Origin of the sequence: Winogradskyella pulchriflava (assembly GCF_042434315.1) — a bacterium.
Lineage (GTDB): Bacteria > Bacteroidota > Bacteroidia > Flavobacteriales > Flavobacteriaceae > Winogradskyella > Winogradskyella pulchriflava.
In genome coordinates this window covers 189,806-204,916 of sequence record NZ_JBHLTQ010000005.1, presented here as the reverse complement: position 1 = coordinate 204,916, position 15,111 = coordinate 189,806, and the positions used below count along the sequence as shown (strand labels likewise).

Here is a 15,111-nt window from a genome sequence, read left to right as displayed (position 1 = left end):
AGTGGTTATGTTCTATTCAATTTAGGTGCTTAAAGATACAATTTTGAGGTTTTGGAAATTGTTAATTGATGTTAAAACCCAACAGCAGTATCATCACCTCGATAATCTGCACCGCCTTCTAGTCTGCCATCTTCAAGAACAAGTATAGCTTCTACACGTGCCGTGATTGGTGCGGCTTCTTCATTAATGTCATAGCCTTTGGCTTCGAGTTGTTGTTTTAATTCTTCGGAAAATAAATCGACTTCCATACGAATATTATCTGGTAACCATTGGTGGTGAAGGCGAGGTGCGTCAACGGCTTGTTGCATGGTCATATCAAACTCAATAACGTTTAAAATTGTCTGTAAAACTGAAGTGATTATAGTAGAACCTCCAGGTGTACCCAATACCATAAATAATTCTCCATCTTTTTCAACAATGGTTGGAGTCATAGCACTTAACATGCGTTTTTCCGGAGCTATACTATTTGCCTCTCCACCAATAAGACCGTAGATATTTGGTTCACCAGGTTTACTGCTAAAATCGTCCATTTCGTTATTGAGAAAAAAACCAAGGTTTTCTGCATATAGTTTTGAGCCGTAACCACTGTTTAAGGTCGTCGTAACCGAAACCGCATTTCCATAAGTATCCACAATAGAGTAGTGAGTGGTTTCCTCACTTTCGTGACCTAGAATTTTACCGTACGAAATAGCATCGGAAGGTGTCGGGTTTTCAAAAGAGAAATCACTCATACGATTGTTTAAATACACATCACTTAATAGTGTCTCAGTTGGAATATCAACAAAATCAGGATCACCTAAAAAGTAACTTCTGTCGGCATAGGCTCTGCGCTCGGCTTCAACCATCACCTGAATACTTTTTAGGGAATTATGACCATACGATTTAAGGTCGAAAGGTTCCATCATTTTCATGATTTGCGCTAAACACAGACCTCCACTAGAGGGAGGAGACATTGATATAATGTTATAGTCTTTGTATTGAAATTCAACAGGTTGCCTCCATTTCGCTTCATAACGCTCTAAATCTTCTAGCGTCATAATGCTGCCATTTGCTTTAAGGTAGTTAATTAACTGTTGTGCTGTTTCACCTTTATAAAACTCATCACGACCATTTTTGGCGATTCGTTTTAAGGTTTGTGCAAGTGCAGTATTCTTTATGGTATCTTTGGGTTTTACGTTCTTGTTGAACATTATTTCTTTACCGTTTACCGCTCTAATAATACTATCGTAATCCTGAAATTTAAGATGTTGCTTTTCGGTAACTGCAAATCCGTTTTCTGCCAAAGTGATGACAGGTTTTAGTAATTCTTCAATAGGAAGTGTTCCGAACTTTTGGTGGGCTGCAAAAATTCCAGCGATAGTTCCAGGTACTCCAACCGAATGTACACCAACTGTACTTTTGTCTTTTATTATATTTCCTTCCTCATCAAGATACATGGTTTTGTTAGCAGCTAAAGGTGCTTTTTCTCTATAATCTAATGCACCTGTTTCACCATCAGCTAAGCGATACACCATAAAACCACCACCACCTAAATTTCCAGCATAAGGATACACCACAGCCAATGCCATTTCTGTGGCAAACATGGCATCAAAAGCGTTACCTCCTTGTTTTAAAATCTCAGCTCCAATTTTTGAAGCTTCTTCACGCGCACTTACAACCATTGCTTTATTTGCAATGACACCTCTGTTTATGGACTGTTTTGTAGTTTCCTTTGGATTTTCTTTACAGCTTAAGCAAATGAAAAAACTAAAAAAGATAATTGTAATTAGATGTTTCATAAATTAAATCGTTTTTCAATTTCGAGACGTTTGTTGGTACTAAATTCTATAAGTTCCTTAAAAAAGAGTGTGAAATCATTTTCAAAAGCCTGGTAGTTTTCTCTCAGTTCCTTAGTAGCTTCATTCATTTTAGAACGGCCTTTCGTTCTTCTATTCATGCCATTTAAAACCAGTTGAATACCATCAATCGTAGCGTAACTCAATAGCCAATTTCCTTCAATCATAATCGGAGTCATCTTTTTAAAACGCTCTGGTAAATGATGTAGGTTTCTGATTAAACTTTCATAAAAATCATCAATGTATTCCGCTAATGGTTCATCGGAATAATTTTTCCAGTTTTTAGCAAGAAAATGATCATAAAAAATATCGACAATGACTCCACTGTAATGGCCATAAGCTTTATGAAGCCGTTTAGTACTTTTTCTAACAATAGGATGCGCATCTGTGAAGGTATCGATTTCACGGTGTAATTGAATTCCGGCTTGCATTGCTATAGGAAAACGTGTATAGTTTTTTCCTCTAACACCATCACCAGCAAAATTGCCTATGGTTAGAAGTTCATTATTGCTAGAAAGGTATATGTGGGCGAGAAAATTCATTTGTCGAATTTACAAATTCATAATAACAAAATAGTTATAAACGGTATATCTATTTATATTTGCTGAAAATCAGAAAAAAATGACTTTAATAAAATCTATTTCAGGAATTCGAGGCACTATTGGAGGACCAGTTGAGGAAAATTTAACACCAATTGATGCGGTTAAATTTGCAGCAGCTTATGGTACGTGGATTAAACAACAACGCAACAAGGACAATTACAGAGTTGTTGTTGGTAGAGATGCACGAATTTCTGGAGAAATGATTCAGAGTTTAGTTATGCAAACCTTAGTTGGTTTAGGTATCAATGTTATCGATTTAGGATTGTCAACCACACCAACGGTTGAGGTTGCCGTACCAATGGAACATGCTGATGGAGGTATAATTTTAACGGCAAGTCATAACCCAAAACAATGGAATGCGTTAAAGCTTTTAAACCACAAAGGAGAGTTTTTGAATGGTGCTGAAGGACAGAAGATTTTAGAACTTGCAGAATCTAATGAATTGATTTTTGCTGATGTAGATGACTTAGGTAAAATTACTAAAAACGAAGCCTACATAGATATGCATATCGATGAGGTTTTAGAATTACCTCTTGTTAATAAAAAGGCTATTGAAGCTGCTAATTTTAAAGTGGTTGTAGATGGTGTAAATTCTACAGGAGGAATTGCCATTCCTTTGTTATTAGAGCGTTTGGGAGTACATCCTGTGAAGTTATATTGTGACCCAACAGGACATTTTCCGCATAATCCAGAGCCACTTAAAGAACACTTAGGAGATTTAGCTAAAGCCGTTGTAAAAGAACGTGCGGATTTTGGTATTGTCGTAGATCCAGATGTGGATCGTTTGGCTTTTATGGACGAAACTGGTGAGATGTTTGGAGAAGAATATACATTGGTGGCTTGTGCTGATTATGTGCTAAGTAAAAATCCTGGTAATACGGTAAGTAATATGAGTTCTACAAGAGCCTTGCGTGATGTTACTGAAAAGCATGGAGGTATGTACGAAGCCAGTGCTGTAGGTGAGGTAAACGTTGTGGAATTGATGAAGAAGAACAATGTTGTTATTGGAGGAGAAGGTAATGGTGGTATCATTTATCCTGAATTGCATTACGGACGTGATGCTTTGGTAGGTGTAGCTTTATTTTTAAGCCTATTAGCTGAGAAGAAAATGAAGGTAAGCGAACTTAGAGCAACGTACCCAAATTACTTTATGAGTAAGAAAAAAATACAATTAACACCAGGCTTGGATGTTGATGGTATTTTGAGCACTATGGAATCTAACTATAGCCATGAAAAATTAACCACAATTGATGGTGTAAAAATTGACTTTGCTGATAGTTGGGTGCATTTGCGTAAAAGTAATACGGAGCCAATTATTAGAATTTATACTGAAGCGCCTTCTCAAGAGGCTGCTGATAGTTTGGCAGACCGATTTATTGCCGAAATAAAAACAATAGCTAATATTTAGTATCTTTAAATTACTGAATTAAATAGGAAGAGGATTATGATTTCTGAAACCACTACAACTGAAACAACTGATTTAGAAACTTACTTTGATCAGTTCAGAAAACATATTATCGGTCAAGAGCAAACCTTTGTGTCACCTTATGGTGAGCAAAAAATCATTTACACAGATTGGACAGCATCTGGTCGTTTATACAGACCTATTGAAGAAAAATTGTGTAATGAGTTTGGCCCTTTTGTAGCTAACACACATACTGAGACAACGGTTTCTGGTACTGCAATGACCAAAGCGTACCATAAAGCTAAGCAGATAATTAAAGATCATGTGAATTGTAATGAAGATGATGTCTTAATTATGTCTGGTAATGGTATGACAGGTGTGGTGAATAAGTTTCAACGTATCCTTGGCTTAAAAATACCTGAGAACTTAAAAGATTACACAAAGGTTCCAGATGAAATGCGACCAGTAGTTTTTGTAACGCATATGGAGCATCATTCTAATCAGACGTCTTGGTTAGAAACTATGGCTAAGGTTGAAGTTATTCCACCAGATGAAGATGGTTTGGTTTGCCTTAAGAATTTAGAAAAACTACTTATACAATATAAAGATTGTACTATTAAGATTGCTTCAATTAGTGGAGGATCTAATGTTACAGGAATTCAAACACCACATCATGAAATTGCTAAATTGATGCATAAACATGGTGGAGTTTGTTTTGTTGATTTTGCGTGTTCTGCACCCTACATTGAAATAGATATGCATCCTGAAGACGAAGCTGCTCAATTGGATGCCATTTTCTTTTCACCTCATAAGTTTTTAGGAGGTCCTGGTACTTGTGGTGTTTTGGTTTTTAATAAAAAATTGTATAAAAATATGATTCCGGATTGTCCAGGTGGAGGAACTGTAAGTTGGACAAATCCTTGGGGAGAACACAAGTACATTGACAATATTGAAGATAGAGAAGATGGAGGAACTCCTGGTTTTCTTCAAACTATAAAAACGGCACTTTCTGTTAAGCTAAAAGAGCAAATGGGAGTTGCTAATATGTTGAAGCGCGAACATGAATTAATTGACACTATTTTTAAGAAATTGGATCCTATTTCTAATATTACTATTCTAGCTGGTCAGCATAAAGACAGATTAGGAGTGATATCATTCTACATTGATGATTTACACTTTAATTTAGGTGTAAAATTACTCAACGATAAATTCGGCATACAAACACGTGGTGGCTGTAGTTGTGCAGGTACTTATGGACATTTTTTACTTCATGTAGATCAACAAACTTCGCGACAATTGACGGATGAAATTTCTATTGGTGAATTGGTACGTAAACCAGGTTGGATTCGTATGTCAATACATCCAACAACAACCAATGCCGAAATAGTATATGTTTGTGATAGTATTATTGCTTTAGCTGAAAATCATCAAGATTGGGCTAAGGATTATGAGTACTCAAAATGCAATAATGAATTTATCCATAAATCATTAGTTGGTAAACCATGTAATGCAACCAATGTAGATGTTTGGTTTAATTTGGATTAAAATCTTCTACTGGAATTTTGGTGGTACTTTATTTCTATGTTTCCAACGTTTGTGCGTCCAAAGGTAATATTGCGGTGCTTCAAGAATTTGTTCTTCAACCTTTTTAAAGAAGATATCTGTAATCTCGTAGTTTTTGTATTCGTTTGGGTTTTCGGTAATAGTCTCGAACGTTAACTCGTAGTAACCACGTTTTTTTCTTTCCACTCTAAAAAACACGACAGCCATATCAAGTTTTTTAGCTAAAATTTCAGCACCTGTGTGCATAGGGACTTTAATGCCCATAAATTCATTCCAATAATAGGCTTTATGTGCTTTTGGTGATTGGTCTGATATAAATCCGTTTAATGTTAATTCTCCTTTATTTTTAGCTTCAATTAATGTGTTTATCGCTTGTTTGTTGGTTATGAGGTATGTGTTGTATTTAGCCCTTATACGCTTTACTAATCTGTCAAAATACTTGTTTGTTAAGCGTTTGTATATCGCATAACCTTTATAGTTAATGTAACGTTGCAATATAAAGATCCACTCCCAACTTCCATAATGTGCACACATTAAAATGACTGACTTGTTCTTTTTTTCTAGGTCATGCAGGAGCTCAATATTTGTAGCTACAAATCGTTTTTTTAGTTCTTTTTCAGATATGGTTAACGATTTTATAGATTCTAAAATCATATCACATAGATGATGGTAAAATTTGCTAGCAATATCTAATATTTCTTCTTCCGACTTTTCAGGAAAAACTAATTTTAGGTTAGGGATAACTGTCTTTTTTCTATATCCAAAAATTTTATAGACGAAGATATAAGCTATATCTGATAGGATATACAATAATCTAAAAGGTAAAATAGAAATTAACCAGAGAAATGGATAAATTAAAATATAGGCAATAAGTTGCATTATTATTATGTTAGCTTTTAAGCGCAAATATATGTTATATTTGACTTATAAGTTTAGATTTTATGAATTTAGATCCTGTAACAATCGCTATTATTGCTGCTAATGTAATTATATCTTTAAAAGGCTTTGATGACCGGTTGTTTTTTGAAAAGTACAAGTTTAATGTCGGTAGTATTAGGCGTGGTGAACAAATAAGAATGTTTAGTTCTGGGTTTCTTCATGTTGATACAACCCATTTGTTGTTTAACATGTTGACTTTGTATTTCTTTGCCAATGCCGTGATTTTTGAATTAGGGCAACTTAACTTTATTATCATCTACATTGCCAGTCTTATTTTTGGAAACCTGCTGTCACTTTATTTTCATAAAGATGAATATTGGTATAGTGCTGTAGGAGCTAGTGGAGCGGTAACAGGTATTTTGTATGCCGCAATTTTGCTACGACCAGAAATGAATTTGTATATGTTTTTTGTGCCAATTCCAATTCCAGGTTATGTGTTTGGTATTGGCTATTTGTTATATTCTATCTATGGTATGAAGAAAAGAATAGGCAATATTGGTCACGATGCCCATTTTGGTGGAGCAGTAGGTGGTTACATGGTTACTTTAATTTTATTGCCAAGTTTGTTTAAAACCGATTTAGGTCATATTGGCTTGCTGGCTATACCAATTATAATTCTATTTGTATTGTATAAAACAGGTAAGCTAAAATAATTTAGTTAAATACTGATGAAGTAAGAAGTAGTTGAGAATAAGCAATTACTTTTAACCATTATTGTGATTGTGTTTTCTATTTACTTAATTTTAGTATTCTGAAAGCTCCTTGAATCACAAGAACAAAAACAATTGTTCCGACAATCAAATCAGGTTTACTAGAGTTTATCCAACTTACTAAAAATCCAGCGATAATAACTCCTAAATTAATAATGACATCATTTGAAGTGAAGATCATACTGGCTTTCATATGTGCCTCTTCTTTACTTTTTGATTTTTGTAATATGTAAAGACAGATACCATTTGCGATAAGGGCAAAAACTGAAACGATTATCATTGTTGAAAAATCGGGAAGCTGCTCGTCTCCAAAAAACCTTCTCAAAACTTCAACAAATCCAATTACTGCAAGTGTTATTTGAAAATAACCAGCTAGTTTTGCAATTCGTTTTTTTCTTACCAAAGTTCCACCAACAGCAAACAAACTAATTCCATAAACAAAACTGTCAGCAAGCATATCCAAGCTGTCGGCAACCAATCCCATTGATTTTGAGATAATTCCTGTTGTCATTTCTACAATGAAAAAGGTAAAGTTGATTGCAAGTACAGACCAAAGTAGTTTTTTCTGGTTTGCATTTTCTTTAAATTCCGTTTGGTCGGTTAGTTCGGTGGATATTTTCTTTCCACCTAAATTCAGTTCTAGAATTGAATTTTCGATTTGGTTAATTTCTCCGCTGTGAAAAACGATCAATTTCCGGTTAGGAATATCAAAGTCTAAATTCACAATATTTGAGATTCCATCCAATTTCATTCGGATTAGATTTTCCTCCGATGGACAGTCCATTTTGGTAATCTCAAATATTGTTTTATTCATTCACTTTGTTTGCTTTTCAACATTAACCAAAATAAGATTTTATTGTATTAATGTTTTTTTAAGCCTATGAACTTTAGTTATTTTGGCTAGCAGTTTTTTGATGCTCTTCGTAGAGTTTGTCTAACTTTTGCTTAACGATAACCCCTTTTTTAGAGTCTTTTAGCTTTGATGTAAAGTTCTCAAAGGCTTCTCTATACTCAACAACGTTAAAACCAGGTCTGCTGGATTCTAACTCAACAAGGTTAAGGCTAAAATAACTGTCCTTATGCTCTTGAATAAAAATCAACGGATAGTTTATTTGTCTTTTTCTTAAGTCATCCATTGCCTTAGCAATAGAGTCTCTTTTCTCAGGAGCTGGTTCATTACCCAATTCGTTATATTCGGACATGATGGCACTTCCTTCTTCCCTGAATTTTAGCATTTCGTTTTGAAACGCTTCATAGCCTGCATTAGACTCTGAACCTGTTACTTTAGATTCCATAGGAACCTCCTTGTTAAAGTCTATTTGAATATCACTGTTTTCTAACATAAAAACCGCGTTATTAAATGTGCCGTCTAATGCTAAAAAGTAGATGTTAGGTTCTTCTACAGCGCCTTTTAAGGTAAATTCTTCGTTTGTAATTACAGCAGAATCCTTAATAACTTGTTTTCCTACTTCATTAATTTTTGCTAAACGAATTAAAGTACCATCGCTAACGCCTTCGGCTTTGCCTTTAACGGTATAACTTGGTTTGTCTGCACAGCTCGTAAATAATAATCCTGTTAAAAATAAAGTAAGTAATTTTTTCATTTGTTTTTTCTAATTATAGCGTTGTATATATTTCAACAAAGCTAAGAAAACATTATAAATGCAAGGTTAAAAAAGTATAAAACTAAGTAATAGATTATAGCCATGTAATATTTTACAATACTTTTGCAACAAAGAACAGAATTATGCATAACGATACTATTGTGGCTTTGGCAACACCATCTGGAAGTGGTGCTATTGCTGTTATACGATTGTCTGGTAAGGATGCCATTGGGTTAGCTTCTAAGTCGTTTAAATCTGTTTCTAATAAAAACTTAAGCGCACAACCCACTCATACCATTCATTTAGGTCATATAATAGATGGTGATAAAACGCTTGATGAGGTTTTAGTGTCCGTTTTTAAAAACCCAAATTCGTATACAGGAGAAGATGTTATAGAGATTTCTTGCCATGGCTCTAACTATATTCAACAAGAGATTATTCAATTGTTTTTGAGGCAAGGCTGTCGTATGGCAACTGCTGGTGAATTTACGCTACGTGCTTTCTTAAACGGAAAGCTAGATTTGAGTCAGGCGGAAGCTGTAGCCGATTTAATATCTAGTGATAATGAAGCCTCACATCAAATTGCAATGCAGCAAATGCGTGGTGGTTTTTCTTCTGAAATTGCTAAGCTACGCGAAGAGCTTTTAAACTTTGCGTCGTTAATAGAATTAGAACTCGACTTTGCTGAAGAAGATGTAGAGTTTGCCGATAGAACCCAGTTTAAACAACTCATTGAGCGCATTCATTTTGTGTTGAAACGCTTAATAGATTCGTTTGCTGTTGGTAATGTGATAAAAAACGGTATTCCTGTTGCTATTGTTGGTGAGCCCAATGTGGGGAAATCGACTTTACTTAATGCTTTATTGAATGAGGATAGAGCGATAGTTTCTGAAATTGCAGGAACTACCAGAGATACTATTGAAGATGAAATATCCATAGGAGGTATTGGTTTTAGATTTATAGATACTGCAGGTATAAGGGAGACCAAAGATGTTGTTGAGAGCATTGGTATAAAAAAGACGTTTGAAAAGATTGAGCAAGCGCAGGTGGTGATGTTTTTGGTTGGTAGTCCTCAGTTGGTCGCTGGTAGTGAAGCCATAGCGTTGTTTAAAATAGAAATCGAAAAGATAAAGAACAAGTTTCCGCAAAAGCAGTTACTGGTTATCTTGAATAAAATAGACCAAATTACAGATGCGGATTTAGCGCACTTAATCACCAGCCTTAGTCCTTATGCTGAAAACCTTATACCTATTTCTGCTAAAACAGGGTTTGGTGTAGAGCAATTAACCAATTCACTTCTTAATTTAATAAATACTGGTGCGCTTAGAAATAATGAAACCATTGTGACCAACTCTCGTCATTATGATGCTTTACTGAAAGCTTTTGAAGAAATCCAAAAGGTACAGCATGGCTTGGAAACCGGTTTGTCTGGAGATTTGTTGGCGATAGATATCCGACAGGCCTTGTATCACTTTGGTGAGATTACAGGTGAGATTACCAACGATGACCTGTTGGGTAATATTTTTGCTAATTTTTGTATCGGAAAATAGATTTGTGCAGAATTACAAATTATAACAAACAAAACCCTTTATATATAGGGTTTTTTTTGTTTTGTACTTTTTCTTCATTTGTTAAATTATATTGTTTTTCTTGTTTTTTTTGTACCTCAATTGTACCTTTTTTTTGTTTTTTTATTAAGTTTGTTTTTATGTTTGTCGGATGTCGTGTAATATGATGTATATAGAATAATGGAGACAATAACAGGAGTGTATGCTTATTTGTAGGTGTAACTAAGTAATATAAATGAATTTCAATATTTAGACGTGGTAGTAAAAAAACGCTGTACTTTTTGTGGAAAGCAATTTCAAGCACATACAACGAAGACTCGCTTTTGCAGTCACAGTTGCAATCAGAAAGATTATAAACTTAGAGCGAAGGAAAAGCGTTTGAAAGAAAATGTTGTTTCACGAAAAGAAACAACGATTCCTTATAGAGATTTATTAGAAATTGCAAAGTGCAAAGCATATTTAGAGATTAAAGACTGTGCCTTATTGCTTAATGTGAGTCAATCAACGATTAACAGATTAATTCGTAGTGGCGAACTAGCGCACTTTCGTATAACGAGTCGAGTTTTGATTAGGCAGGTTGATTTGGAAGAATATTGTAAGAATAAATTAGTTAAATCAAATGTAAATACAAAATCAATAAAAAATTCCTCTGATGAAACTATTAGTTTCAACAAGGAGGACTATTACTACATGAGTGAAGTACCAAAGTATTATAATGTGTCTGCCAAGTCAGTAGAAAGACATATTAAATCAAAAGGAATTGAAAAGATTAAAATGGGAAGATTTAATTACGTATTAAAATCTGAGATTAAAAGAATATTTGGAGCACCCTCAAAAACAATACTTAATGATTAATGTAACAGTTAGAAAGAAAAAAATTACCGATGGTAAATACAGTTTATATTTGGACTACTATCCTGCAATAATTAATCCTACTACAGGGAAGGAGTCGAGACGCGAGTTCTTGAAGTTAAAAATTTATGCTAATCCAAAGTCAGAAATTGAGAAAGCCCATAATAAAGAAACGATAGAGTTTGCGGAATTGATTAGGTCAAAACGGTTAATTCAATTAAGAGATAAAGAATATGGTTTTAAGGAAAACGTAAATTTCAACTTTAATTTTCTAGCCTTTTATGATGTAATAGTTGATCGGTCCTTAAATAATGGGAGTTATAATAATTATTTATCTTGGAAGGCATCTAGAAATTATTTATCGGCCTGTTTCGGTAGCAACTTAACAACAAATCAACTGAGCCTATTGCATGTAAAAAAATACAGAGAGTTTTTATTGAACGCTAATAATCTAAGAACTAATAAAGGTAAATTAGCAGTTAATACAGCTTCTTCTTATTTTAAGAAGTTTATAAGAGTATTAAAAGAGGCTTATAAAGAAAATTTAACAATTAGTAATTTGGCACTACACGCTGAATATATCAAAGAAGAAGAAACTCACAGAGAGTATTTAACAGAGGAAGAATTAAGTGTATTATGGAAAAGTGATATTAAACATGATGTCATAAAGCATATGGCATTCTTTTCTACCCTAACAGGGTTGAGATTTGTAGATATTAAAAATTTATCTTGGGATAAGGTATATAAGGATAAACATCAAGGATATTATATTCAATTAAAAGAAAAGAAAACAGGAAACTCTTTTAATCATCCTATCTCCGAAACTGCCCATAACTTATTGGAATTGCAACCTACAAAAACTGGAAAGATATTTGTTGGTATTAAGTATTCACAAATTGTACGTCCACTTAAAAAATGGATTGAAGATTCTGGAATTAATAAGAAAATTTCGTTTCATAATTTTAGACATAGTTATGCAACATTACAACTTGCTAATGGAACGGATATATATACAGTTTCAAAATTGCTGGGGCACAAAAATGTTTCTACAACACAGATATATACTAAAGTAATGGATAAGAATAAAATAGAAGCAGCTAACCGAATAAATTTAGATTTAGATGGATTGTCTTAAAACTTATAATCATTTTTATAAAAAAGCACAGGATGTTTCAAAGCGCATGATAATTGCTAAAATGCGGCAAGCAAAATTAAAAAATCGACCTTTTTCAACTATCCACAATAATATTACTCGGGATTTACATCATTATATTAATGATAATTACACCAATAATCTTGAAACTAATTTTAATGAGGCATATTCTATGTTTCAAAAAAAACATACCTATTATGATGGCACTGAGAGTGATAGAATAAAATGGATTTTGGAAGATGAAGTTAAGAAAGCGTTTGAAAAAAATCACGTTAGTTCTTACGCCGCTTTTATCTCAGATTTGGCTGTAGAGGCTTCTCTAAATATGGCATTAAATCATTATTATAATTATAGAGATTATTATCAATTAGTTTATGACTTAAATAAATATGAATTTTTCTTTTTCAAAGATTTTGTTGGTATTTCATTTAAAGATTCTGAGTATTTTAAAAATATGATAGATGATAAATATCCACAGAAGGCAAAAGAACGAGAACAAAAAATGAAAATGCTAGCTCCCCAAAGCCCAATTAAAAAAGAAACAAAAGATATCACCGACAAAAGTAAATCTGAAAAAGAGCTAAGCATCATGGAATTACTTGATAGTTTTTCGGATGACGAGAAGTTCTTAATTATTCATATAATTAATATACTTATATCTAAATCTTCACCTTTACAATTAACGGACTTAATGAAGCTAGTGAGGATAGTAGGCACTTATGATGATTTAGCTATTTTCTTAAAGAGTGCTAAAGGGGTAACTGCCTATACAAAAGTGTCAAAAGGAGTAGATTATTACAGGGGCGATAACCAACTCAAAATAATAAATAGTACTATCCAAAAATTATCATCTTTCAACATTGAAATTGTAAACCATCAATTATTGCAAATGAGGCATATACATCTTAATAACAAAGTAAATATTAGAAAATCTTAAATAATTAAATCAAATATCAGATGTATTTTAGATATGCTTAGCAATACTAATCGATATTAAAGTATTGAAAATGAGCAATTAAAATATTCCAAACACTTTCCGACAGTATTCCGAAGCATCATTGTTTTATTTCTTCTTGGTTATATCATTGTATCAAATTAAAAACATTTAACAATGAGTAATCAATTATTTATGATTAGTGAAGACCAAATACAAGACTTCGCTAACAAATCCTTTGAAAAAGCTAAGGCTTATTTTGAGGCTCAAAAAGGTAGAGAGCAAGAAATACCCATTTCAATAGACGATGCTGCTCAAGTCGTTAATTTAACTAAACCTACAATTTACGGACTTGTCCATAAAAACAAAATTCCTTATCGTAAGAAAGGAAAGAGGTTATATTTTCTTAAATCAGAATTAATAGATTGGATAAACTCTGGTAGGAAAATTAGTAAGTCATCTTTAAATGAAAAAGTTGATGAATTCTTGTTAAAAAAACAATTTCAATAATTCTTGGCAATAAACTTTATGAATACAACAGGGTTTATAATGCTTAATCGCAATATAGTTGATTGGGAATGGTATACAGACGTCAATGCAAAAGCATTATTTATGCACTGCTTGCTGAAAGTAAATTATAGTGCGAAACGGTGGCAAGGCATACTAATTAAAAAGGGGGAGTTTATCACGTCTTATGAGAAGCTTGCTATAGAGACAGGACTAACGATTAGCAAAGTTAGAACAGCCTTATCCAAGCTGCAATTAAGTGATGATATCCATATTGAAACCACGTCATCATTCACCAAAATTAGTATCGTCAATTTAAAAAAATATGTATCCAAATCAAACCGTGAGCGAACTGACGAATCAAATGACAAACAAATCAGCACACGTAATAGCAAAGCTTTAGCAAACGCTACCCAATCAAATAACAATCATTTAGCAACTACTAAGAGTAATAATATAATAAATAGAAAAAAAATATTTAGAGATAAGGTTTTTGCACACACTCAGTATAGTGAAGAATTATTAAATGATTTTTTTAATTACTGGAGCGAGACAGATAGAGATGGAAAATTAATGAAACATGAAAACCATGTGTTTTTTGAAATTGACAAACGCCTGATGAAATGGAAAAAGAACGAAAAACCAATACACGGTAAAATTAAAACTTTAGTAACAGCCACAAATAGATAATATGAGATTAATAAACACAGAAGGCACGGATTGCGATTTAATCTGCAATAGAATAATAGATAATATTAGTAAGAATACTATATCTAATAAAATTAACCACCCATTTAGCAAAGCATGGTTATGGGAACAATTTAAAATGGAATTTAAATCTTATACAGGTTTACCATTCGAATACACTAAGAATTACATCAATGAAAACCTTTCTGCAATTTTTTTATACTTCATGAGTGATATCGCATTTCTTAATTGTGAAAATTTGTATAAAGAGGGAGTTGCTCCTTCTTTTGACAAAGGTTTGCTATTAGTGGGAAAAGTAGGTTTTGGAAAGACAGACCTTATGAAAAGCTTTGAAGCAGTAATGAAGGGATACAAACCGCACCATTTTAAAATGGTTTCGGTAGATGATGTTGTAGATCAATATGAAGCAATCAAATCTCCACAAGACAAAATAGATTTTTACGATTACTATAATCGAGGAACTATTTTATTTGATGATTTATTTTCAGAAAAAATTGCTAATAATTATGGTCATGTGAATATTATGAAAGAACTAATTATGCGACGTTCAAGAAAAAAACTAAAGACACATTTTACAATGAATCCTGTTGAAGGATATGAAGATGACCCAAAGGGTAATCTCCTTGTTTTGGAAAGTTTTTATGGAGCAAGAGCAGTCGACAGGTTGTTTAATATGTGTAATTACATAAATTTAAACGGAAAGAGTAAAAGAGTGTAAAAGGTTAAATTAA

The 15,111-nt window shown here is 33.1% G+C and carries 15 protein-coding genes; 10 read left to right on the top strand and 5 right to left on the bottom strand.

What is annotated here, in order from left to right:
- Positions 1 to 71: 71 nt before the first annotated feature.
- Together ggt and ACFFGA_RS10315 are read right to left on the bottom strand one after the other, a co-directional pair.
- Entirely contained in the window at positions 72 to 1,778 is a 1,707-nt protein-coding gene (gene ggt / locus ACFFGA_RS10320) for a gamma-glutamyltransferase (protein WP_386063461.1), read from the bottom strand.
- Positions 1,775 to 2,377, bottom strand: a complete 603-nt coding sequence (locus ACFFGA_RS10315) for an acyl carrier protein phosphodiesterase (RefSeq protein ID WP_386063458.1) — start codon at positions 2,375 to 2,377, stop codon at positions 1,775 to 1,777. Before ACFFGA_RS10315 ends, ggt begins: the two co-directional genes overlap by 4 nt.
- Positions 2,378 to 2,456: 79 nt before the next feature.
- Between ACFFGA_RS10315 and glmM the strand changes: the two genes are divergently transcribed.
- Both glmM and ACFFGA_RS10305 read left to right on the top strand, forming a co-directional pair.
- A complete protein-coding gene (glmM, locus tag ACFFGA_RS10310; RefSeq protein WP_386063455.1) occupies positions 2,457 to 3,845 on the top strand; it encodes a phosphoglucosamine mutase in 1,389 nt (462 codons plus the stop codon).
- A 36-nt stretch (positions 3,846 to 3,881) separates the two neighbouring features.
- The gene (locus tag ACFFGA_RS10305; protein ID WP_386063452.1) at positions 3,882 to 5,387 is read left to right on the top strand and encodes an aminotransferase class V-fold PLP-dependent enzyme; all 1,506 of its coding nucleotides are present in this window, start codon (positions 3,882 to 3,884) and stop codon (positions 5,385 to 5,387) included.
- A 6-nt stretch (positions 5,388 to 5,393) separates the two neighbouring features.
- Here ACFFGA_RS10305 and ACFFGA_RS10300 read toward each other — a convergent pair whose 3' ends face one another.
- Positions 5,394 to 6,284 (bottom strand): lysophospholipid acyltransferase family protein, encoded by an 891-nt coding sequence (locus ACFFGA_RS10300; protein WP_386063449.1) that lies wholly within the window; start codon positions 6,282 to 6,284, stop codon positions 5,394 to 5,396.
- Between the two features lie 62 nt (positions 6,285 to 6,346).
- Between ACFFGA_RS10300 and ACFFGA_RS10295 the strand changes: the two genes are divergently transcribed.
- Positions 6,347 to 6,997: a rhomboid family intramembrane serine protease gene (locus tag ACFFGA_RS10295; protein ID WP_386063446.1), complete on the top strand. Its 651-nt coding sequence runs from the start codon at positions 6,347 to 6,349 to the stop codon at positions 6,995 to 6,997.
- Between the two features lie 76 nt (positions 6,998 to 7,073).
- Here the strand turns inward: ACFFGA_RS10295 and ACFFGA_RS10290 are convergent, their stop codons facing one another.
- Both ACFFGA_RS10290 and ACFFGA_RS10285 read right to left on the bottom strand, forming a co-directional pair.
- On the bottom strand, positions 7,074 to 7,868 hold the full coding sequence (locus ACFFGA_RS10290) for a cation efflux transmembrane domain-containing protein (protein WP_386063443.1): 795 nt from the start codon (positions 7,866 to 7,868) through the stop codon (positions 7,074 to 7,076).
- 73 nt (positions 7,869 to 7,941) lie between these two features.
- Complete coding sequence (locus ACFFGA_RS10285) at positions 7,942 to 8,658, bottom strand: DUF4369 domain-containing protein (protein WP_386063441.1); 717 nt, start codon at positions 8,656 to 8,658, stop codon at positions 7,942 to 7,944.
- 143 nt (positions 8,659 to 8,801) lie between these two features.
- Between ACFFGA_RS10285 and mnmE the strand changes: the two genes are divergently transcribed.
- The 7 genes from mnmE to ACFFGA_RS10250 all read left to right on the top strand — a co-directional run bounded on the left by mnmE (position 8,802) and on the right by ACFFGA_RS10250 (position 15,098).
- Positions 8,802 to 10,208 (top strand): tRNA uridine-5-carboxymethylaminomethyl(34) synthesis GTPase MnmE, encoded by a 1,407-nt coding sequence (gene mnmE / locus ACFFGA_RS10280; RefSeq protein ID WP_386063438.1) that lies wholly within the window; start codon positions 8,802 to 8,804, stop codon positions 10,206 to 10,208.
- A 273-nt stretch (positions 10,209 to 10,481) separates the two neighbouring features.
- Positions 10,482 to 11,081: a helix-turn-helix domain-containing protein gene (locus tag ACFFGA_RS10275; protein ID WP_386063435.1), complete on the top strand. Its 600-nt coding sequence runs from the start codon at positions 10,482 to 10,484 to the stop codon at positions 11,079 to 11,081.
- Complete coding sequence (locus tag ACFFGA_RS10270) at positions 11,074 to 12,213, top strand: tyrosine-type recombinase/integrase (protein WP_386063432.1); 1,140 nt, start codon at positions 11,074 to 11,076, stop codon at positions 12,211 to 12,213. Before ACFFGA_RS10275 ends, ACFFGA_RS10270 begins: the two co-directional genes overlap by 8 nt.
- The gene (locus ACFFGA_RS10265; RefSeq protein ID WP_386063429.1) at positions 12,200 to 13,168 is read left to right on the top strand and encodes a hypothetical protein; all 969 of its coding nucleotides are present in this window, start codon (positions 12,200 to 12,202) and stop codon (positions 13,166 to 13,168) included. The genes ACFFGA_RS10270 and ACFFGA_RS10265 overlap by 14 nt, the downstream gene beginning before the upstream one ends.
- 174 nt (positions 13,169 to 13,342) lie before the next feature.
- Positions 13,343 to 13,675 carry a helix-turn-helix domain-containing protein gene (locus tag ACFFGA_RS10260; RefSeq protein ID WP_386063426.1) on the top strand — a complete coding sequence of 111 codons (333 nt, stop codon included), beginning with the start codon at positions 13,343 to 13,345 and terminating at the stop codon, positions 13,673 to 13,675.
- 18 nt (positions 13,676 to 13,693) lie between these two features.
- Positions 13,694 to 14,362: a hypothetical protein gene (locus tag ACFFGA_RS10255; protein WP_386063423.1), complete on the top strand. Its 669-nt coding sequence runs from the start codon at positions 13,694 to 13,696 to the stop codon at positions 14,360 to 14,362.
- Between the two features lies 1 nt (position 14,363).
- Positions 14,364 to 15,098 (top strand): P-loop NTPase family protein, encoded by a 735-nt coding sequence (locus ACFFGA_RS10250; protein ID WP_386063420.1) that lies wholly within the window; start codon positions 14,364 to 14,366, stop codon positions 15,096 to 15,098.
- Positions 15,099 to 15,111: the final 13 nt, after the last annotated feature.